Genomic DNA, 20,500 nt, shown 5'->3' with positions numbered 1-20,500 from the left:
AAGTTAAACACATTTACTTGAAATGTTAAAATTGTATATTTGGAGTATAAAATTTTGTAAGCATATGAAGAAAATAATTGGAACTTTAGGAATTGCGATTTTAGGAGGTGCAATAACACTTGCAGGATATAAGACATTGATAGATGAGCCGCAAGTAATTGTTGAGAAATCGGTAGAACCAACAATGCAAACCGTAAAGGCAAACTATACGCCTACAGTAATAAATTCAACATCAACACCCACCGACTTTACGGAAGCAGCTGATAAAACAGTACATGCGGTGGTACATGTTAAAAACACATCGATAAGAACCCAACAAAACCCGTTAGCAGAATTATTTTATGGTAGAGGAAGTGGAACAAGAAAGTACCAACAAGTAGGTACAGGTAGTGGTGTAATTATTTCTCCTGATGGGTATATTGTAACCAACAATCACGTAATTGAAGGAGCAAGCGATATTGAAATTACGTTAAATAATCAGAAAAAGTTAAAAGCAACGTTAATAGGAGCAGATAAGAGTAATGATATCGCTTTGTTAAAAGTAGAGGCTGATTTTGAGTTGCCAAATTTGCCTTTTGGAAACTCTGATAATATTAAAGTAGGAGAATGGGTATTGGCAGTAGGAAATCCATATAATTTAACGTCTACCGTTACTGCAGGTATTGTAAGTGCAAAAGGACGTGACTTGGATGGAAATACCAATATTGACTCATTTATCCAAACAGATGCTGCTGTAAACCCTGGGAATAGTGGAGGAGCTCTGGTAAATACACGAGGAGAATTAATAGGAATTAACACTGCTATTTCTTCAAGAACAGGCTCTTTTATAGGGTATTCGTTTGCGGTACCCTCAAATATTGCTAAAAAAGTGGTGGATGACTTGTTAGAATTTGGAATGGTACAACAAGCTGTTTTAGGAATTAATATAGATGTGGAAGCAAATGACATCGAAGGAGTAAAAATAGGAGAAGTCTTAGAAGAAGGAGGAGCAAAAAAAGCGGGGCTAGAGCAAGGAGATGTTATTACCAAAGTAAACAATGTGAAGATTTCTAAGTTCTCTGATTTAAAAGGACAGTTAACAGCAAAAAGACCTGGAGAATATGTAAATGTAACAATTGATAGAGATGGAGAAGAGTTGACTAAAGTCGTTAAGCTAACGAAGCTTATAAAATTACCAGTGAGTAAAGTTTTACAAACGGAGTTTGAAGATCTTACTAAAGAAGATAGAAAAAAGTTCAATATAGAAGGGGGTGCTAAGATTAAAAGAACACAAAATATAGCATTTAAACAATTTGAAGTAGGGGAAGGGTATATTTTAACGAAAGTTAATGGAAAAAAAGTCAGTTCAGCAAAAGAAGCTGTTACCATGTTAGATAGTATGTACGGAAGTGGAAATAGACTTTTGTTAGAGATGATTAATCCATCAGGTCAAATAGAAAGGTTTAGATACTAAATTGACATGTAAAAAACTTCAAGGGAGCACTAATAAGATCCCTTAAAATAAAAAGCCTTGCTAAAATCGTTTTAACAAGGTTTTTTTCTTTTGTAAAACCAATAAAAAATAGAGAAGAAATACCTATTTTTGCACAAATTTTTTAATTTTTAGTTAACACACAACTATGTCAACAATAACAAATTACGAAAAAGAAGTCGTAAATCAAGCGCAAGTTCGTAGAGCTACAGTTGAGTTTATTAACATCGTTAACGATTTATGGTATGATAAATCTATCGAGTTAGTATTATTTAGAAATCCGTTAGTAGACAAAAGAGCTAGTGAGGTTTTAAACTTAATCAACTACGCCAAAGAATTTGTAGCAAAGCCAATAACAATAGAAGACGCTTTAGAAATAGCGAAAGCAATTCAATCAATTGATTTACCACCATCAAAATTAGATATAGGTAAATTAGCGTACGAATACCATTTGCAGGATGATGCATCGGCAGATAAAATAGCTTTTGTAAAAGAGCAATTAAAAGATGCTACAGAAGCAGATAATATTCAGCCAAAAGATGTAGTGTTATACGGTTTTGGACGTATTGGTCGTTTATTAGCCCGTGAACTAAGTAGTAAAATGGGGAAAGGTTCTCAATTACGTTTAAGAGCTGTAGTAACTCGCGGCAAAATAGATCAAACAGTATTAGAAAAAAGAGCTTCTTTATTAAGTGTAGATTCTGTACACGGAGATTTCTTAGGGACAGTTCAGGTAGATGCTGATAACAATGCTTTAATTATTAACGGTACAACTGTTTACATGATTTCAGCAGCACAACCAGAAGATATTGATTATACACAATACGGAATTAACGATGCGTTAATTATTGATAATACAGGTGCTTTTAGAGATGAAGAAGCATTAAATCGTCATTTAAAAGCAAAAGGAGCTAGCAAAGTATTGTTAACTGCTCCTGGTGCAGGAGTACCAAATATTGTTCATGGAGTAAATCATGAAGAAAATAATCCTGATAATATCGATATTTTCTCAGCAGCTTCATGTACTACCAATGCTATTACACCAGTATTAAAAGTGTTAGAAGATAACTTCGGGATTAAAAAAGGACACTTAGAAACAATTCATGCATATACAAACGACCAAAATTTGGTTGATAATATGCATAAAAAATACCGTAGAGGTAGAGCTGCTGCGTTAAACATGGTAATTACCGAAACAGGAGCAGGGAAAGCAGTAGCAAAAGCATTACCAGCATTAGCAGGAAAGCTAACCTCAAGTGCCATTCGTGTACCAGTACCTAACGGATCGTTAGCAATCTTAAACTTGCAATTAAATACTCCAGCAACAGTAGAGTCTGTAAATGCAATTATGAAACAGTATGCGTTAGAAGGAGATTTAGTAGAGCAAATTCAATATTCATTAAGTAATGAATTAGTGTCTTCTGATATTGTAGGAACAACAGCACCGTCTATTTTCGATAGTAAAGCAACAATAGCTGACGGAGATACTATCGTAATTTATGTATGGTATGATAATGAGTATGGTTATTCACACCAAGTAATGCGTTTGGCAAAACATATTGCTAAAGTACGTCGTTATACTTATTATTAAAATAAAGTAAAAACAGATAAAAAAAAGCCGAAGCATTGATTTGCTTCGGCTTTTTTGTTATATTTGGCTAGAGCAACCCCTTAAAATGTCCCCTTTATGAAAAAAGTAATAATATTACTATTTCTAATGCTTGGTGTTACTTCACTAAGTTACTCCCAAGAATTAACTACATTAGTTTCTGGTAAATGGTTTGTCGATTCAATGAAAGTTGGAAACGAAAAATTTGAATTTTCTGATGGCGAGAATTGGTTAGAGTTAAGCCCTGATGGAAGATATCAAGTTATGATGAGTAATAAGGAGGAAAGTGGGAGATGGAAATTAATAGTCGATACCAATGAGCTAGAATTTGACGATAAAAGCTTTGAAGAAAATTTAAAGATTGAAAAAATTAGTGAAACCATGTTGTTAGTTTCAGCAAGAAATAAAGAAACCATCTATACTATGTGGTTAAAAAAATAAACTATCATACATAGTTTGTTTTTTAACGACCGAGGTAAGGGATTGCCTCGGTTTTTTTATTTTTAATAGATAAGTATTTTGCTTATACTACATAAATCTTTTCCTTAAATTAGCGTCAAAAATAAAATTAAATGAAGGCAGTACTTACACCGATACTATTGTTGTTTGCAGCAATAACAACAAACGCACAATCCAAATTACCTTACTACGAAATACCAAAAGAAGCCAAAGAATTTACTACAGGATCTGTAATTAGTAGAATGATAGATGGATTAGGTTTTCGCTATTATTGGGCAACCGAAGGTTTAACAGAAAAGGATTTAGCATACAAACCAAGTGAAGAAGCAAAAACTACTGGAGAAACAATAGATCATGTGTTAAGTTTATCGCAAGTAATTAAAAATGCAGCGTTAAAGGTTCCTCATAAAGAAGCAAAGTCAGGAATGACATTTGTTGAAAAACGAAAAACAACCTTAGAAAACTTAAAGTTAGCAAGCGATATTTTTAGAAAAAGTACAGATGTATCGCAGTACAAAATAATTTTTGGAGATAAAAAACATCCAATATGGAATGCAATTAATGGTCCAATAGCTGATGCTATTTGGCATGCAGGTCAGTTAGCTTCATTCAGAAGAGCCTCAGGAAACCCAATCAATTCGAAAATAAATCATTTTACAGGTACCGTTAGAAAATAATTTAATGACAGTTCAGGAGAAGATACAACTATTAAGAGAAGAGTTACACAAACATAATCATAATTATTACGTGTTGGATGCACCAACTATTTCTGATTATGAGTTTGATATTAAGTTAAAAGAGCTTCAGCAGCTAGAAGACGAAAATCCAGAATATTTTGACCCCAATTCCCCAACGCAACGAGTAGGAGGAGAAGTAACTAAAAATTTTGAAACGGTTACACACAAGCATAGAATGTATTCATTAGACAATTCGTATTCTAAAGAAGACCTGTTAGATTGGGAAAAACGTGTTCAGAAAATTTTAGGAACCGATGAAGTTGAATATACCTGTGAATTAAAATACGATGGAGCTTCAATAAACCTTACTTACGAGAATGGCGAGTTTGTACAAGCAGTTACTCGTGGAGATGGTTTCCAAGGAGATAATGTAACCACCAATATTCGTACCATAAAATCCATTCCATTATTGCCAAATAGTGATTTTGTGACAGATTTTGAAATGCGAGGAGAAATCATTTTACCGTTAGACGGATTTCATAAAATGAATGAAGAACGTATTGCGAATGATGAAGAACCATATCGAAACCCGCGTAATACCGCTAGTGGAAGCTTGAAGTTACAAGATAGTGCAGAAGTAGCAAAAAGACCACTAGATTGTTTATTGTATCAATTAGTAACAAGAGAACGTAAATATGCTTCGCATTTTGAAAGTTTAGAAGCTGCAAGAAAAGTTGGATTTAAAGTTCCAGACACCATTGTTTTAGCTAAATCAATTGATGAGGTGTTAGATTTTGTAAACGAGTGGGATGGTAAACGTCATATCTTACCATACGAAACGGATGGAGTAGTGGTAAAAGTAAATTCGTTTCAGCAACAAGACGAACTAGGATATACTTCAAAAGCACCTCGTTGGGCAATTGCTTATAAATTTAAAGCGGAACAAGTTTCTACAGTATTAAATGAAATTACCTATCAAGTAGGTAGAACTGGAGCCATTACACCGGTAGCAAACTTAGAACCTGTACAATTAGCTGGAACGATTGTAAAAAGAGCATCATTACATAACGCAGATCAAATAGCGAAGCTAGATGTACGAGTAGGAGACACTGTTTTTGTAGAAAAAGGAGGAGAAATTATTCCGAAAATTATAGCTGTTGATTTAACAAAACGACCAGCAGATTCTGTTCCTACACAATATGCAATTAACTGTCCTGAATGTCATACAGAGTTGGTAAGAACTGAAGGAGATGCAAAACATTATTGCCCTAATGAATTTGGATGTGCACCGCAAATTACAGGTAGAATCAAGCATTTTATTAGTAGAAAAGCCATGGATATTGATGGTTTAGGAGGAGAAACGGTTGATTTATTGCGTAAAGAAGGGTTGATTAAAAACTATGCGGATTTATATGACTTAACGGTAGAACAAGTAATTCCGTTAGAAAGAATGGCTGAAAAATCAGCGCAAAACATGATTGAAGGAATTGAAAAGTCAAAAGAAATTCCGTTTGAAAAAGTGTTATTTGCTTTAGGAATCCGTTTTGTAGGTGAAACCGTAGCAAAAAAACTAGCAAAACATTTTAAGTCAATCGACAATTTAATGAATGCTGATTTTGAAACATTGATTGCAGTTGATGAAATTGGAGATAGAATAGCACAAAGTATCATTGATTTTTCGAATGATTTAGGAAATATTGAATTGATAAATCGATTAAAATCTTACGGAGTTCAACTAGAAGTGTCTGCAGAAAGTTTAGAAGGGCAAACCGATAAATTAGCAGGAAAAGTATTTGTTGTTTCAGGAGTTTTTCATCAAATGAGTAGAACTGAACTCAAAAAAGCGATTGAAGACAACGGAGGAAAAGTGTCGAGTTCCATTTCTAAAAAAACGAGCTATATTGTAGCAGGGGATAATATGGGACCGAGTAAACTGACCAAAGCTGAAAGTTTAGGAATTCCAATTATCTCGGAACAAGATTTTATGGATATGATAGATTAGTTTTTAGGCAGTTGATAGTGAAAATTTAAAAACTAATTTACCTAAGATTTAATATTAAAAAAAATGACCAAACAAACTAAAATAACCCTAGCTTCCATTATTTTTTTATTGGTCGCTATTGCTGACGTATATGCAGTAATAACTCAAAATAAAACTATCGAAATGATTTTTAAACCGTTACTAATGACATCACTAGCGGTAGTGTATTTGGTATCGGTTAAAAAACCAAGTTTTTGGCTGTTATCAGCCTTGTTTTTCTCGTTTTGGGGTGATGTTTTCCTGCTAGATAAAACAAACTTTTTTGTGTTTGGTTTAGCCTCGTTTTTAGTAGCACATGTTGTTTATATTAAAATAACGACAAGCTTTTTGTATAAAGACTCAGTAGTTAAAATACTAACGTCAGCAATTCCCTTTGTATTGTTATTTGTGGGACTCTTAGGTTTAATTTATAATAATTTAGGAGACATGTTGTTACCTGTATTGGTGTATGGAATAGCTATTTCAACATTTGGAACAGCGGCATTACTAAATTATCGTCAGCAAAAGAATACAGCGAATTCATGGTTGTTGTTAGGAGCTATTTTGTTTATTGCTTCTGATAGCCTTATAGCATTGAATAACTTTTATACACCTAAAAGGTTGTTTGATATTGCTATAATCATCCTGTATATCGTTTCTCAATATCTAATTGTTAAGGCAGTTGTAGCAAAAGAAAAGTAATTCTCTAATGGAAAAGCCGAGGTTGATAAGGTTAACTCAAATTGTAACTTTACTACAATCAAAAAGATTGCTAACAGCAAGAGAACTAGCCAATAAGTTTCAGGTAAGTTTACGAACAATTTATAGAGATATTAGAACGCTAGAAAGTTCAGGAGTTCCGGTAGTTACTGAAGAAGGAAGAGGATATTTTTTACAAGAAGGGTATCGGTTACCACCAATTATGTTTTCAGAAGAAGAAGCTAATGCACTGATAACAGCAGAGCAGTTAATTTTGAAAAATAAAGATACTTCACTAGTGAAAAATTATAGTGAAGCTATTACTAAGATCAAAGCAGTTTTAAGGTATTCACAAAAAGGGAAAGTCGATTTCCTATCTCAAAGAATTGCTTTTAGAGCCAATATAGAAAAAGAACAATCGAGCAATTACCTAATTCAAATTCAGTCAGCAATTACAAATTTTAATTTATTAGAGTTAGACTATTTGTCTCTTGAAAATAATTTTACGAAGAGAATAGTAGAGCCTTTTGCATTATATAGTACCAACGAAAATTGGTTGTTAATAGCGTATTGTCGATTGAGAAATGAATTTAGAGCTTTTAGGTTAGACTGTATGAAGAGTTTAGTAACTTCTTATATAACTTTCGAACCTCATAATATGACCTTAGCGGAGTTTTTCGAATCTTATTAAAATATTTAGTACCCTTGACATAAGGCTGACACTACCAGATTCTATTATTGCATTATTAATTAAAAACTTAATAAATGATAAGACTTAATAATAGTAATGTAGCAGTAATGGAGTTTACTACGTTCGAGGTAAAGAGTAGTGTAACAGTCAATCAGTTAATTGAAGCAGTATTGAATTTTGAATCAAACTTTTTAAAGCAGCAAAAAGGAATTGTATTTCACTGTTTGGTAAGGAATATAGAAGGAAAATTTGCGAATGTTCTTTTTGCAGAAAATATGGGGGCCTTAAAGCAACTCGAAAAATCAGCAGAAAGTAATGAGTCAGTAAATCTTTTTTTCGATATGGTTGAATCAAGTAGTGTACAAGTCAACTTTAATAAAATAAATGAGAAAAACTTTAAGGTACCAGAGAATTTTTCATGTGTAGAATATGGTGTTTTTAAATTAAAAGAAACTGAAAAGTTAGACTCATTATTACCAGCCTTAGAAGCAGTAAAAAACAACTACCTGAATAATTTTAATAATACCAAAGGACATTTTGTAGGAATTCTACCAAATGATACTTACGCTGAAGTTGTGTTTGGAGAAACTTTAGGGCAAACAAAGCAACTCTGTTCTGGGTATTTTGAGAATCAATTTTGTAAAGCATTTTTAGAAAAAATAGAGGAATCCACAACTCAACTTGATTTTTGGTATTTGATAGCTTAATTAAAAAAAGATAAGATGAGTACAGAACAAAAAGAACCGTTTTACGTGGTAGGGATTTCAGTAAGAACAACAAATGAAAATCAACAAGCAGCAAAAGATATACCTGCTTTATGGCAACGATTTATGTCTGAAAATATAGCTGAACAAATACCCAATAAACTTTCAAATGAAATATATGCTGTATATACCGATTATGAATCAGATTACACCAAGCCATATACAACAATCATTGGCTGCAAGGTAAGTGAGATAGATGCTATTCCAAAAGGATTGGTGAGTAAAAAAATAACAGCCCCAAGTTATAAAACATACATAGCAAAAGGAAGTTTAACAGATAATATTGTCTACAATAAATGGTTAGAGATTTGGAATAAAGATATCAATAGAGCTTATACATCCGATTATGAAGTGTATGGAGCGAAAGCATCAGATCCAACAAATGCAGAAGTAATAATATGTATAGGAATAAATTAACAAAAAGAGCAGTTTTTAAACTGCTCTTTTTTAGTTCTTTTTGAAGTTTTTTCCAACCCAAGGAATGTTGGCTCTATTAAAAATTAATAGAATGGAACCAGAGATAAAAGTTACAATAGCACTAATAAACAAGGTACCACCATCGCCATTATGTTCAATACCTATAATGGTTAAGTGACTCATAACGGCTCCTATCATTACGCCTACAGTAAGCAAGGCTCCTATCCAAGTTTTTTTTGGAATGAATAAAAGTATGGAAGCAATGAATTCCAAAATACCTGTCCCTATTCGCATATAAACCTCATTATCTCCGGCTATTTTAGTAAATAAATCAATGCTTTCTTGTGCCCCAGTAAATTTAAAAAATAATGTTTGAAGCATTATAAAAGCAGGAACCAGTTTTAAAATTAAAAGAATATATTTTTTCATACATAATAAAAATCTACTTGATTAGACGTTACAATTTTTAATGCTTACATGAACTAAAAACAATACTTTTGTAAGTATGAAAAAAATAGTATTTGCCTTATCAGTTTTTGGTTTATTAGCCTGTAAACAACAAAAAACAACACTTAAGTTTTTAGATGAGTATCTGGTAAAAGATTCTTTAATTGTTAATAACACTGTTATCGGTGGTATTTCTGGAATTGATTATTATAATAACAACTACTATATGGTAGTAGATGATGCTACCAACCCAAGAATTTTAGTAGGAGGTATTACTGTTAAAAAAGATTCGATACAATCGGTAAATTTTGAAGATGTTATTATAGTTGATACTATAAGTCAGTTTACTAAAACCCACGTATTAGATTTAGAGTCTATTTTTGTAGATAAGGGAACCATAAATTTAGTAAGTGAGGGATCTATTCACTATAAAAAAGATCCAAGTATATTTGAAATAGACACGAAAGGAAACTTTAAACAAGAGATAGAAATACCTAACTATTTCAAAGCAACATCCAAAGCGAAGCCAAAGCATAACGGTGTTTTTGAAAGTTCTTCAAAAAGTTTTGACGGCAAAGGTTTTTGGGTTGCAATGGAAGCTCCTTTAGAAGCAGATGGAGAAGAACCAACTTTTCACGAAACACAATCTCCTATTAGAATTACCTATTTTGATAACGAATCAAAAAAAGCAACCAAACAATTCGCATATCAATTAGAGAAAATTGATAAACCAGCTAAAGGAAAAATAAACCTAAACGGAACTACGGCTATTTTAGAATACCGAAAAAATCAGTTTTTTATAATTGAAAGAGCCTATCAAAGTGGTTATGGTAGCCATGGAAATGTAGTCAGAATTTTTAAAGCGACTATAGGTAATACTTCAACAAATACACTAGAAAAACAATCGTTGAAAAACGAAAAATATACACCGTTAAAAAAAGAACTCTTATTTGATTTTAGCACTGTTAAAAATCAATTAACTGATGGAATTGTAGATAATATTGAGGCAATTACTCTAGGCCCCATATTACAAAACGGAAATAGATCGTTAATTTTGGTTGCTGATGATAATTTTCAATTGTATGGAAAGCAGTTAAATCAATTTTTATTATTAGAAATTGATGAGAAATAATATAAATTAGCTACTCGTAATTTTTACAAATGATAAGTACCCTAAAGAAGAAATCCATTCAAAAAGCATACGACAAACTAGTTGTAAAAAAAGAGAATACTCCGCATAAAGACACTAAAGTTAAAAGTGTAGCAATACTGCTAGATAATGAAGCTTTAGTAAATGTAGTAATAGCCAACTTAACAAACATTTTTCCTTTTCAAAAAACAGACATAAGCGTACTGGTTTGTAAAGAGTACTCCAAAAAGGAGGAATCCTCTCCAGAGTTTTTTACTGAAAAAGATTTTGGCTTCAAAGCGAGTTTAAAATCCGACAATTTAAAAGATTTCGTTAAAAACAAATATGACCTACTCATAAACTATACAAAAGCGTCAAACTTATTAACGAATATGGTAACTTTGTTGTCGCAAGCAGATTTTAAAGTAGGTTTTGCTGAAATTGACGATAGATTATACGATATAGTGGTGTCTGACGCTAGTTTTAACGAAGCTGTTTTAAATCAAGAATTAAAAAAATACCTAACGATTTTAAATAAAATATAATGCAAAAGTTTGTAGGAACTGGAGTAGCTTTGGTAACTCCTTTTAAGGAAGATTTAAGTGTAGACTTCGAAGCACTTAAAAAGCTAGTAAATTACAATATTGAAAACGGTACAAACTATTTAGTAATCAATGGAACTACTGGAGAAAGTGCTACAATTACTAAAGAAGAAAAAATCGATATAATTAAAGTAATTGCCGAAGAAAATAAAGGGCGTTTACCACTCGTTTTAGGGGTTGGAGGGAACAATACACAAACTGTTGTTGAGGAACTACAATCTTTAGATTTATCGGAAATAGATGGAGTTTTATCAGTAGCTCCATACTATAGCAAACCAACGCAAGAAGGATTCTATCAGCACTACAAAGCAATTTCTTTAGCGAGTCCTAAGCCAATTATTATGTATAACGTTCCTGGTAGGACCGCAAAAAACATGGAGCCAGCAACAACCTTACGATTGGCAAGAGACTTTGAAAACATCGTTGCAGTAAAAGAAGCAGGAAACAACCAACAACAATACTATGAGTTGTTAAAAGACAAGCCTGAAGACTTTTTAGTAATTTCTGGTGATGATGATTTGGCTGTTGGAGTAACTTTAGCAGGTGGAGCAGGAGTTATTTCGGTAATTGGACAAGCATTGCCAAAAGAGTTTTCAAAAATGATTCAGTTAGGATTAGAAGGAAAAGCAAAAGAAGCTTACGAACTTCACTATAAACTAATGGATATAATAAGCTTAATTTTTGAAGAAAACAATCCAGCAGGAATCAAAGCAGTATTGCAAAAATTAGGAATTTGTTTAGATGAAGTACGTTTACCGTTAGTAACAGCTTCAGAAGAACTACAAACAAAAATATCAGACTTTATAGATAATCTATAAGCTGTCTAAACAAAAATAAAGAATGCAAAAGGCTACAATTTCGTTATTGTAGTCTTTTTTTAGCATCTTTGTATAAAGAGTAACTTTTTAAAGTAAAAAATATGTTATCAAAAGTAATAGAACAGGCATTAAATGATCAAATTAGAGTTGAAGCAGAGTCTTCACAAGTATATTTAGCTATGGCATGCTGGGCAGAAATTCAAGGATTTGAAGGTGTAGCACAATTTATGTATGCACATTCAGATGAAGAGCGTATGCACATGCTAAAATTAATAAAGTTTGTAAATGAACGTGGTGGACATGCACATATTTCTGATTTAAAAGAACCTCCAGCAAAATTTGGATCTTTTAAAGATATGTTTCAAACATTATTTGATCATGAGGTAATGGTATCTAAATCGATAAATGACTTAGTACATATCACACTACAAGAAAAAGACTATGCAACCCATAACTTTTTACAGTGGTATGTGTCTGAGCAAATAGAAGAAGAAGCATTGGCACGCAACATTTTAGATAAAATTAACTTAATAGGAGACGATAAAGGAGGATTATATCTATTTGATAACGATGTAAAGCAAATAGTAGCTCAATCTGCCGCTGGAGCTCAGCAATAAGATTAACAAACATTTAGGAGTTCTTTGGAAAAAATATAACAGATTTTGTAGTTTCTTGTTTCTCTCATTTATGAGAAAAAAAATCGTTTTAATAATCCATAATTAATCACTAATTTTGCCAGATGCAAAAAATGAAAAATCTAGCGTATATTGCTGTAATGCTTTTAGTACTTTCTTCATGTGGAGAATATCAAAAAGTATTGAATAAAGGAACTGTAGAAGAACAATACAAAATGGCTGTAAAAATGTACGAAGCTCAAAAGTACGGCAAAGCTTTACGGTTGTTTGAAAAAATAACACCTTCATACAGAGGAAAACCTCAAATGGAGCGTATTCAATTTATGGTTTCTCAAGCTAACTTTAATGAGAAAAATTACGGGTTAGCAGGTTATTATTTTAATAGATTTACAGGGAATTATCCGAAAAGTTCAAAAAGAGAAGAGGCCGCTTTTTTATCAGCTTTAAGTTATTACAAAGCAGCACCAAGCTTTAGTTTAGATCCAACAGATACAAACAAAGCATTAGAAGCCTTTCAGAAGTTTATAGATAATTACCCAGATTCAGATAAGGTAGCAGAGGCTAACAAGTATCATGCTGAATTAAGAGCAAAACTAGAAAAGAAATCTTTTGAGATAGCAAAAACATATTATAAAACTGCAGACTATGATTCTAGAAATTACAAAGCAGCAATCGTTGCTTTTGATAATTTATTAGAAGATTATTTAGGAACGAAGTATAAAGAAGAAGCTTTGTACTACCGTTTAAAAGCAGCGCATGATTTTGCAATGAAAAGTACGCAACGTAGAAAAGCAGAAAGAATTAAAGAAGCAGTTAAAGCGTACGATAAGTTAAAAAGAAATTTTCCTGAATCGAAATTCATGGAAGAATCAAACGAAATGTTAGCAACATTAAACAAAGAACAAGAACAATTAGCTAAAAGTTAAAAAATGGATTATAAAGAAACGAAAGCGCCGTTAAGTACCGTAACTTATAATAAAGAAGCTATCGAGGCTCCAACACATAATATTTATGAAGCTATTTCTATTATAGCAAAGAGAGCCACACAAATTAATTCTGATTTAAAGAAGGAATTGGTTGATAAGTTAGATGAGTTTGCTACTTATAACGATAGTTTAGAAGAAGTTTTTGAAAACAAAGAACAAATCGAAGTTTCTAAATTTTATGAGCGTTTGCCTAAACCACATGCTATTGCAGTAGAAGAGTGGTTAAACGACAAGGTATATTATAGAACTCCAGAGACAAAATAATATGTCTGTACTAAGCGGTAAAAAAGTTTTACTTGGTGTTACCGCCGGTATAGCGGCATACAAAACAGCGAACTTAGTTCGCTTATTTATAAAATCGGGCGCAGAAGTCAAAGTAATTATGACTCCTGCGTCTAAAGATTTTATAACACCTCTTACACTTTCCACCTTATCAAAAAATCCAGTTCATTCTACCTTTTATGATAAAGAAGATGAAAATGAATTGTGGAATAACCATGTAGATTTAGGTTTGTGGGCAGATTTAATGTTAATAGCCCCAGCTACTGCAAATACCTTGTCTAAAATGACCAATGGTACTTGCGATAATTTATTATTAGCAACCTATTTGTCAGCTAAATGTCCAGTGTATTTTGCACCTGCGATGGATTTAGACATGTACCAACATCCATCAACTAAAACGAGTTTAGAAAGTTTACAAGATTTTGGGAATATCTTCATTCCTGCTACTTCGGGTGAATTAGCAAGCGGGTTGGTTGGAGAAGGTCGTATGGCTGAACCAGAAGATATTGTTGACTTTATAGAGAAAGATATTGTATCTAAATTACCACTTCGTGGGAAAAAGATGCTAATTACTGCGGGACCAACCTATGAAGCAATAGATCCTGTTCGTTTTATTGGAAATCATTCTTCAGGTAAAATGGGATTTGAAATTGCTAAAACAGCAGCTAATTTAGGAGCTGAGGTATTTTTAGTAGCAGGTCCTTCTCATCAACAAGTACATCATTCTTTTATTCATAGAATAGATGTGAAATCAGCACAAGATATGTATGAAGCGTGTCATAAGTATTTTGCTGAGGTTGATATAGCTGTATTATCGGCGGCAGTTTCAGACTATCGACCAAAAAATGTAGCTACTCAAAAAATAAAAAAGAAAGAAGCAGCGTTAAGTATTGAGTTAGAACCTACTAAAGATATCTTAAAATCTCTAGGAGAAATTAAGAAAAAACAGTTGTTAGTTGGGTTTGCATTAGAAACGAACGATGAGGTACAAAACGCAAAAAGTAAGCTTACACGCAAAAATTTAGATTTTATTGTATTAAATTCGTTACGTGATAAAGGTGCTGGTTTTGCAACCGACACCAATAAAATTACAATTATTGATGCTGATTTTAATGAAAAATCATTTGATTTAAAGTCGAAAAAAGCAGTATCAAAAGATATCGTTAACGAAATAATACAAAAATTAAATGCGTAAGTTTTTCTTTATAGTTTTTCTTCTTTCAGTTGCTTTTTCTTCTTATTCGCAAGAGCTGAATGCTACTGTAATTATCAATTCAGATAAAGTACAAAGTAGTAACAAGCAAGTTTACCAAACGTTACAAAAAGCGTTAACAGAGTTTATTAATGATAAACAATGGACCAATAGAAACTTTAAGCAACAAGAGCGAATTAACTGTGCATTCAATATTATTATAAACGAACAAAACGGAAGTAATTTTTCAGGAACTTTACAAGTACAGTCAACTCGACCTGTATATAATTCAACCTACGCTACCCCTGTTTTAAATATTAATGATACAAACTTTAACTTTCGTTATAATGAGTTTGATCCATTAATTTACAATCCAACTATTTACGAATCTAATTTAATTTCCACAATTGCTTTCTATGTGTATACAATCCTAGGTGTTGATGCAGATACTTTTGCCTTAAAAGGAGGTGAGACCTACTTAAAGCAGGCAGAAAATATTATGCTATTAGCACAATCTAACGGAGAATCTGGTTGGCAAAATCAAGTAGGGAAACAAAACCGTTTTGCTTTGATAGACAACTTACTTTCTTCTAAATTTAATACTTTACGAAGTATCTACTACAATTATCACCGTAACGGTTTTGATAACTTTGCTGATAACAAAAATTCAGCTAAAGAAGCAATTGAAAAAAGTGTTTTAGATTTAGATAAGATGCATAATATTACCATAGGTAATTATATGATTCGTGTTTTCTTAGACGCTAAAGGAGATGAAATTGTGAATGTTTTTTCTGATGGAGTTACCTCGAGAAATCAATCACAAATGATAACTGTTTTAAATAAAGTTGCTCCTACTTATAAAGATAAGTGGAAGAATTTACAGTAAAATCAGGCTTGTTAAAGACCAAAATGCAAGGTTTATAAGCTGTTGAAAAATCAATAGACTTCCTTTGTTTTAGCTTGATTTAATTCATTCAAAATCCTTACTTTTATTCTTTACAAAAGAATAGAATTTGCTTACACATTTATCTATACATAATTACGCATTAATCAATCAGTTAACGATTGATTTTACGAACGGTTTATCTATCATAACAGGTGAAACTGGAGCAGGGAAATCCATTTTATTAGGAGCTTTAGGACTAGTAATGGGTAATCGTGCCGATTTAGCTGCTTTAAAAGACACTGAAAAAAAATGTGTTATTGAAGCACAATTTTCGATAGAAGGATATACTTTACAAGAATTGTTTGAAGAATTAGATCTCGATTATGAACAAGAAACCATAATTCGAAGAGAAATTTTACCCTCAGGTAAGTCGAGAGCTTTTGTGAACGACACACCAGTTACCTTATCGGTATTAAATGCTTTAAAAACAAAGCTCATTGACATTCATTCGCAACATCAAACCATGCAATTGTCAGATGTGTCTTTTCAGTTTTCTGTGATTGATGCCTTAGCAAAAAATCAGGCTAAAATAGCATCGTATAAAAGAGGCTTGCGTACGTATAACAAATTACGAAAAGAGCTGAAAGTACTTCAAGAAGAAACTGAGAAATCGAAAGAGCAGTACGAGTACAATTTACACTTGTTTCATGAGTTTGAAGAAGCTAATTTAAAAGAAGGAGAACAAGAAGTTTTAGAAGAAAAGTTAGATAAATTAAACAATATTGAAGAGATAAAGTTGAATTTATCTGAAGCTTTAGGTGTTTCGATTAATGAAGAAATTGGTATTCAAACGTTGCTAAATTCTTTAGAAGGTAAATTGCAAAAAATTAGTTCTTTTTCTAAGCAATATGAAGAGTTAGCGAATCGCGTAACAAGCGTGAAAATTGAGTTAGATGATGTAGTTACTGAGTTAGAAAACGCAAATGAAGAAGTTGAATTCAACCCGAATGAAATTGAAGAACTAAATGATAGGTTGCAGCTTATTTACAATCTTCAAAAAAAGCATTCAGTGTCAACTATAAGTGAATTGCAAGAAATTCATGTATCGCTAGCAGAAAAAGTAGCACAAGTAGAAGATGCTGGAGGAGTAGTAGCTCAAAAAGAAGCAGAAATTAAAGAGGTGGCTAAGAAGTTAGATGACGTAGCAAACATGATTACGACATCTAGAAATAAAGTAATTCCGAAGTTGAAAAAAGAGTTAGAATATCTTTTGTCAGAATTAGGAATGCCGAATGCTCGTTTTGCTATAGAATTGCTTTCTTCAGAAGAATACTTATCTAACGGAAAAGACAATTTACAATTTTTATTCTCAGCAAATAAAGGAGGTAACTTTGGAGAATTGAAAAAGGTAGCATCAGGAGGAGAGTTATCTCGTATCATGTTATCTATCAAAAAAATATTATCAGAAAACATACAATTACCAACCATCATTTTTGATGAGATTGATACCGGAGTTTCAGGAGAGGTGTCTAATAAAATTGCAAAAATAATGCAAGATATGAGCGCTCATATGCAGGTAATTACCATAACACACTTACCTCAAATAGCTTCAAAAGGAGTGCAGCACTATAAAGTATTTAAAGGAGAAGAAAAAGGAGTAACAACTTCTAATTTAAAGTTATTGTCAGAAGACGAACGTATTAGAGAAATAGCGGAAATGTTAAGTGGAAAAGATGTTTCTGAAAGTGCATTGACCCATGCAAAAGAATTATTAGCATTATAACTATATAAGTAACAAATGAAATATTTAATTGTTTCTGTTATAATAATACTTTTTTTAGCCTTTCTGTATTGGGCTTACTTGCCTGATTATAAAAGAGAACCTAAAGAGTTTAAAAGAACAATAATAGGTATGCCAATTGGAATGTTATTTGGAGGTTTAGGCTTTAATGCGTTAAATGATATAATAAAAAGATGGGCTATGGATAAGGGAGAAAAAGATAAAAAGAAAGATAAGAATTAACAATTAATAATATATTTGTTTTCAGAACAAACAACGATAGACTAAAAATATTTTAAATATGTATAATTTATTAAAAGGAAAAAAAGGAATTATTTTTGGAGCATTAGATGAAAACTCTATTGCATGGAAAGTAGCTGAACGTGCTCACGAAGAAGGAGCAGAGTTTGTATTAACCAACGCACCAATAGCAATGCGTATGGGAGGTATTAAAGATTTAGCAGCGAAGACAGGATCAGAAATTATTCCAGCTGACGCAACTTCTATGGATGATTTAAACAATTTGGTTGAAAAGTCTATGGAAATTTTAGGAGGTAAAATTGATTTCGTTTTACACTCAATTGGTATGTCAGTTAATGTACGTAAAGGACGTCATTATACAGATTCTAAATACGATTTTACAACGAAAGGATGGGACGTTTCAGCAGTATCTTTTCATAAGGTAATGAACGTTTTATATAACAAACAAGCCATGAATGAGTGGGGAAGTATTGTTGCATTAACGTATATGGCAGCACAACGTGTATTCCCAGATTACAATGATATGGCTGATAACAAAGCGTATTTAGAGAGTATTGCACGTAGTTTTGGATATTTCTTCGGAAGAGATCACAAAGTACGTGTAAACACTATATCTCAATCTCCAACTCCAACGACTGCAGGACAAGGAGTAAAAGGATTTGATGGGTTTATTTCGTATGCTGAAAAGATGTCACCATTAGGAAATGCAACAGCATTAGAATGTGCTGATTATACAATTTCATTATTCTCTGATTTAACAAAGAAAGTAACCTTACAAAACTTATTCCACGATGGAGGTTTCTCTAATATGGGAGTAAGTGATGCAGTAATGGAAAGGTTTACTGAAGAGTAAGATCTTTAGTGAAATAGAATATAGATAAAATGCAAATCGTTAGATTTGCATTTTTTATTGATAGTTATAAAATGAGCAATATTTTACACATAGAAAAAGAGTTAGCACCGTTAAGACAGCAGTTAAAAGAACATGAATTATACAATTCGTTGAATGATATAAATGATGTAAAATTATTTATGGAATCGCATGTGTTTGCAGTGTGGGATTTTATGTCGTTATTAAAAGCGTTACAACGAGAACTTACTTGTGTGAATTTACCTTGGTTACCAGCTGTGAATACCAAAACAGCTCGATTTATCAATGAAATTGTTTTAGGTGAAGAAACTGATGTTAATGAATTCGGAGAGCCTAAAAGTCACTTTGAAATGTATATTGATGCGATGCGTCAAGCTGGAGCTGGTACTGCTCAAATTTCAAGTTTTATTTCAGAAATTATTGATGGAAAATCTGTTGAGGAAGCAATTCAAAACTGTTCAATTATTGCAGAAGTAAAAGATTTTGTAAACTTTTCTTTTGAGGTTATAAAAACAGGAGAGCCACATATTATTGCATCAAGCTTTACCTTCGGTAGAGAAGATGTAATACCAGATATGTTTTTAGAGATAGTTAAAAATACTGAAGAGAAAGAAGGAAATTCTTATAGTAAACTTACCTATTACTTAAACAGGCATATAGAACTCGATGGTGATGAACATGGACCATTGTCGTTACAAATGATAGAAGAGTTGTGTGCAGAGGATCAACAAAAATGGGATGATGTGTTGTTTTATGCTAAGCAATCTTTACAGAAAAGAATACAACTTTGGGATGGGATAGCTCAACAAATTAAACAAAGAGTTTAAATTATAATGGACTTGAAGTTTTCAATAATAGTACCTGTTTATAATCGACCACAAGAGATTGATGAGTTGTTAGAAAGCTTAACAAAACAAGATTTTCAAGACGACTTTGAGGTGCTTATTATTGAAGATGGTTCAGAAAACTCATCCGAAGAAGTAATAAAAAAATATACTTCAAAACTTAATCTAAATTACTTTTATAAAGATAATAGTGGAGCAGGAGCAAGCCGTAATTATGGAATGGAAAGAGCATCAGGAAACTATTTTATTATTTTAGATTCTGATGTTATTGTTCCGCCACAGTATCTTTCCGAAGTAAAAAAAGCATTAGAATATAATTATACGGATGCTTTTGGGGGGCCAGATGCTGCACATCCCAGTTTTACAGCTTTACAAAAAGCGATAAATTATTCAATGACTTCAGTACTAACAACTGGGGGCATTAGAGGAAAGAAAAAGGCTGTAGGAAAATTTCAACCCAGAAGCTTCAATCTTGGCTTGTCAAAAGTTGCTTTTGAAAAAACAAATGGTTTTTCTAAAATGAAAGCAGGAGAAGATATCGATTTAACGTTTCGATTGTGGGAAAACGGTTTTGAAACACAATTAATAGAAAAGGCTTTTGTGTATCATAAGCGCAGGAGCACCATTCAGCAGTTTTTTAAACAAACCTTTGCTTTTGGAACAGCAAGACCTATTTTAAATGAAAAATATCCTGAAACAGCAAAATTAACCTATTGGTTTCCGAGCTTGTTTATTATTGGAATTGATATTGCCATTATAGCGACTTTTTTCGGGTATTGGCAATTATTAACTTTTTATGTATTTTACTTTACTTGTGTTTTTTTAGATTCTTTATTTCAAAATAAAAATCTACAAGTAGCTTTGTTAAGTGTGGTTACAACCATTACTCAGTTTTATGGTTATGGGCTTGGCTTTTTAGAATCAAGGTTTCTAAAAAAATAAAAGCTCCCAATTCTTTG

The 20,500-nt window shown here is 32.3% G+C and carries 23 protein-coding genes; 22 read left to right on the top strand and 1 reads right to left on the bottom strand.

The genetic code is table 11. From position 1 onward, the window contains the following. Nucleotides 1-64 precede the first annotated feature (64 nt). The 9 genes from ACN0WY_RS11125 (at nt 65) to ACN0WY_RS11085 (ending at nt 8,807) form a co-directional block, all read left to right on the top strand. Nucleotides 65-1,453, top strand: coding sequence for a trypsin-like peptidase domain-containing protein (locus ACN0WY_RS11125; RefSeq protein WP_330487197.1), 1,389 nt, complete (start codon nt 65-67; stop codon nt 1,451-1,453). Between the two features lie 166 nt (nt 1,454-1,619). After that, a complete protein-coding gene (locus tag ACN0WY_RS11120) occupies nt 1,620-3,062 on the top strand; it encodes a glyceraldehyde-3-phosphate dehydrogenase (protein WP_330487196.1) in 1,443 nt (480 codons plus the stop codon). Between the two features lie 96 nt (nt 3,063-3,158). Next, nucleotides 3,159-3,521 (top strand): hypothetical protein, encoded by a 363-nt coding sequence (locus ACN0WY_RS11115; protein WP_330487195.1) that lies wholly within the window; start codon nt 3,159-3,161, stop codon nt 3,519-3,521. A gap of 131 nt (nt 3,522-3,652) precedes the next feature. Further along, the gene (locus tag ACN0WY_RS11110) at nt 3,653-4,216 is read left to right on the top strand and encodes a hypothetical protein (protein WP_417800393.1); all 564 of its coding nucleotides are present in this window, start codon (nt 3,653-3,655) and stop codon (nt 4,214-4,216) included. A 4-nt stretch (nt 4,217-4,220) separates the two neighbouring features. Next, complete coding sequence (ligA, locus tag ACN0WY_RS11105; RefSeq protein WP_417800392.1) at nt 4,221-6,218, top strand: NAD-dependent DNA ligase LigA; 1,998 nt, start codon at nt 4,221-4,223, stop codon at nt 6,216-6,218. 63 nt (nt 6,219-6,281) lie between these two features. Further along, nucleotides 6,282-6,938: a lysoplasmalogenase gene (locus ACN0WY_RS11100; RefSeq protein ID WP_417800391.1), complete on the top strand. Its 657-nt coding sequence runs from the start codon at nt 6,282-6,284 to the stop codon at nt 6,936-6,938. 7 nt (nt 6,939-6,945) lie between these two features. Further along, a complete protein-coding gene (locus ACN0WY_RS11095; protein WP_330487190.1) occupies nt 6,946-7,626 on the top strand; it encodes a YafY family protein in 681 nt (226 codons plus the stop codon). A 74-nt stretch (nt 7,627-7,700) separates the two neighbouring features. Beyond that, nucleotides 7,701-8,333 carry a hypothetical protein gene (locus ACN0WY_RS11090; protein WP_417800390.1) on the top strand — a complete coding sequence of 211 codons (633 nt, stop codon included), beginning with the start codon at nt 7,701-7,703 and terminating at the stop codon, nt 8,331-8,333. 15 nt (nt 8,334-8,348) lie between these two features. Next, nucleotides 8,349-8,807, top strand: a complete 459-nt coding sequence (locus tag ACN0WY_RS11085) for a GyrI-like domain-containing protein (RefSeq protein ID WP_330487188.1) — start codon at nt 8,349-8,351, stop codon at nt 8,805-8,807. 30 nt (nt 8,808-8,837) lie between these two features. Here ACN0WY_RS11085 and ACN0WY_RS11080 read toward each other — a convergent pair whose 3' ends face one another. Beyond that, nucleotides 8,838-9,236 (bottom strand): DoxX family protein, encoded by a 399-nt coding sequence (locus ACN0WY_RS11080; protein WP_417800389.1) that lies wholly within the window; start codon nt 9,234-9,236, stop codon nt 8,838-8,840. A gap of 76 nt (nt 9,237-9,312) precedes the next feature. On the opposite strand from ACN0WY_RS11080, the gene ACN0WY_RS11075 reads away from it, so the two are divergent. The 13 genes from ACN0WY_RS11075 (at nt 9,313) to ACN0WY_RS11015 (ending at nt 20,483) form a co-directional block, all read left to right on the top strand. Beyond that, nucleotides 9,313-10,386: an esterase-like activity of phytase family protein gene (locus ACN0WY_RS11075; RefSeq protein WP_417800388.1), complete on the top strand. Its 1,074-nt coding sequence runs from the start codon at nt 9,313-9,315 to the stop codon at nt 10,384-10,386. A 29-nt stretch (nt 10,387-10,415) separates the two neighbouring features. Then, nucleotides 10,416-10,928 carry a DUF6913 domain-containing protein gene (locus ACN0WY_RS11070; RefSeq protein ID WP_417800387.1) on the top strand — a complete coding sequence of 171 codons (513 nt, stop codon included), beginning with the start codon at nt 10,416-10,418 and terminating at the stop codon, nt 10,926-10,928. After that, entirely contained in the window at nt 10,928-11,803 is an 876-nt protein-coding gene (gene dapA / locus ACN0WY_RS11065; RefSeq protein ID WP_330487184.1) for a 4-hydroxy-tetrahydrodipicolinate synthase, read from the top strand. Before ACN0WY_RS11070 ends, dapA begins: the two co-directional genes overlap by 1 nt. A 101-nt stretch (nt 11,804-11,904) precedes the next feature. Then, nucleotides 11,905-12,420, top strand: coding sequence for a ferritin (locus ACN0WY_RS11060; protein WP_099216412.1), 516 nt, complete (start codon nt 11,905-11,907; stop codon nt 12,418-12,420). A gap of 131 nt (nt 12,421-12,551) precedes the next feature. After that, complete coding sequence (locus ACN0WY_RS11055) at nt 12,552-13,364, top strand: outer membrane protein assembly factor BamD (RefSeq protein WP_330487183.1); 813 nt, start codon at nt 12,552-12,554, stop codon at nt 13,362-13,364. Nucleotides 13,365-13,367: 3 nt separating this feature from the next. Further along, entirely contained in the window at nt 13,368-13,688 is a 321-nt protein-coding gene (locus ACN0WY_RS11050; RefSeq protein WP_125067943.1) for a DNA-directed RNA polymerase subunit omega, read from the top strand. A gap of 1 nt (nt 13,689) precedes the next feature. Beyond that, nucleotides 13,690-14,901: a bifunctional phosphopantothenoylcysteine decarboxylase/phosphopantothenate--cysteine ligase CoaBC gene (gene coaBC / locus ACN0WY_RS11045; protein WP_330487182.1), complete on the top strand. Its 1,212-nt coding sequence runs from the start codon at nt 13,690-13,692 to the stop codon at nt 14,899-14,901. Beyond that, nucleotides 14,894-15,784: a DUF4835 family protein gene (locus ACN0WY_RS11040; protein WP_417800386.1), complete on the top strand. Its 891-nt coding sequence runs from the start codon at nt 14,894-14,896 to the stop codon at nt 15,782-15,784. Before coaBC ends, ACN0WY_RS11040 begins: the two co-directional genes overlap by 8 nt. Before the next feature lie 127 nt (nt 15,785-15,911). Further along, complete coding sequence (gene recN, locus ACN0WY_RS11035) at nt 15,912-17,567, top strand: DNA repair protein RecN (RefSeq protein ID WP_417800385.1); 1,656 nt, start codon at nt 15,912-15,914, stop codon at nt 17,565-17,567. Between the two features lie 15 nt (nt 17,568-17,582). Next, nucleotides 17,583-17,807, top strand: coding sequence for a hypothetical protein (locus tag ACN0WY_RS11030; RefSeq protein WP_417800384.1), 225 nt, complete (start codon nt 17,583-17,585; stop codon nt 17,805-17,807). A 58-nt stretch (nt 17,808-17,865) separates the two neighbouring features. Beyond that, complete coding sequence (locus tag ACN0WY_RS11025; RefSeq protein ID WP_099216418.1) at nt 17,866-18,678, top strand: enoyl-ACP reductase FabI; 813 nt, start codon at nt 17,866-17,868, stop codon at nt 18,676-18,678. A gap of 71 nt (nt 18,679-18,749) precedes the next feature. After that, on the top strand, nt 18,750-19,523 hold the full coding sequence (locus ACN0WY_RS11020; RefSeq protein ID WP_417800383.1) for a DUF3050 domain-containing protein: 774 nt from the start codon (nt 18,750-18,752) through the stop codon (nt 19,521-19,523). A gap of 6 nt (nt 19,524-19,529) precedes the next feature. After that, a complete protein-coding gene (locus ACN0WY_RS11015) occupies nt 19,530-20,483 on the top strand; it encodes a glycosyltransferase (RefSeq protein WP_417800382.1) in 954 nt (317 codons plus the stop codon). Nucleotides 20,484-20,500: the final 17 nt, after the last annotated feature.

The organism is Tenacibaculum sp., assembly GCF_048269885.1.
Lineage (GTDB): Bacteria > Bacteroidota > Bacteroidia > Flavobacteriales > Flavobacteriaceae > Polaribacter.
Note: the sequence above shows the minus strand (reverse complement) of the source record. Positions and strands in the feature narration are given on the sequence as shown.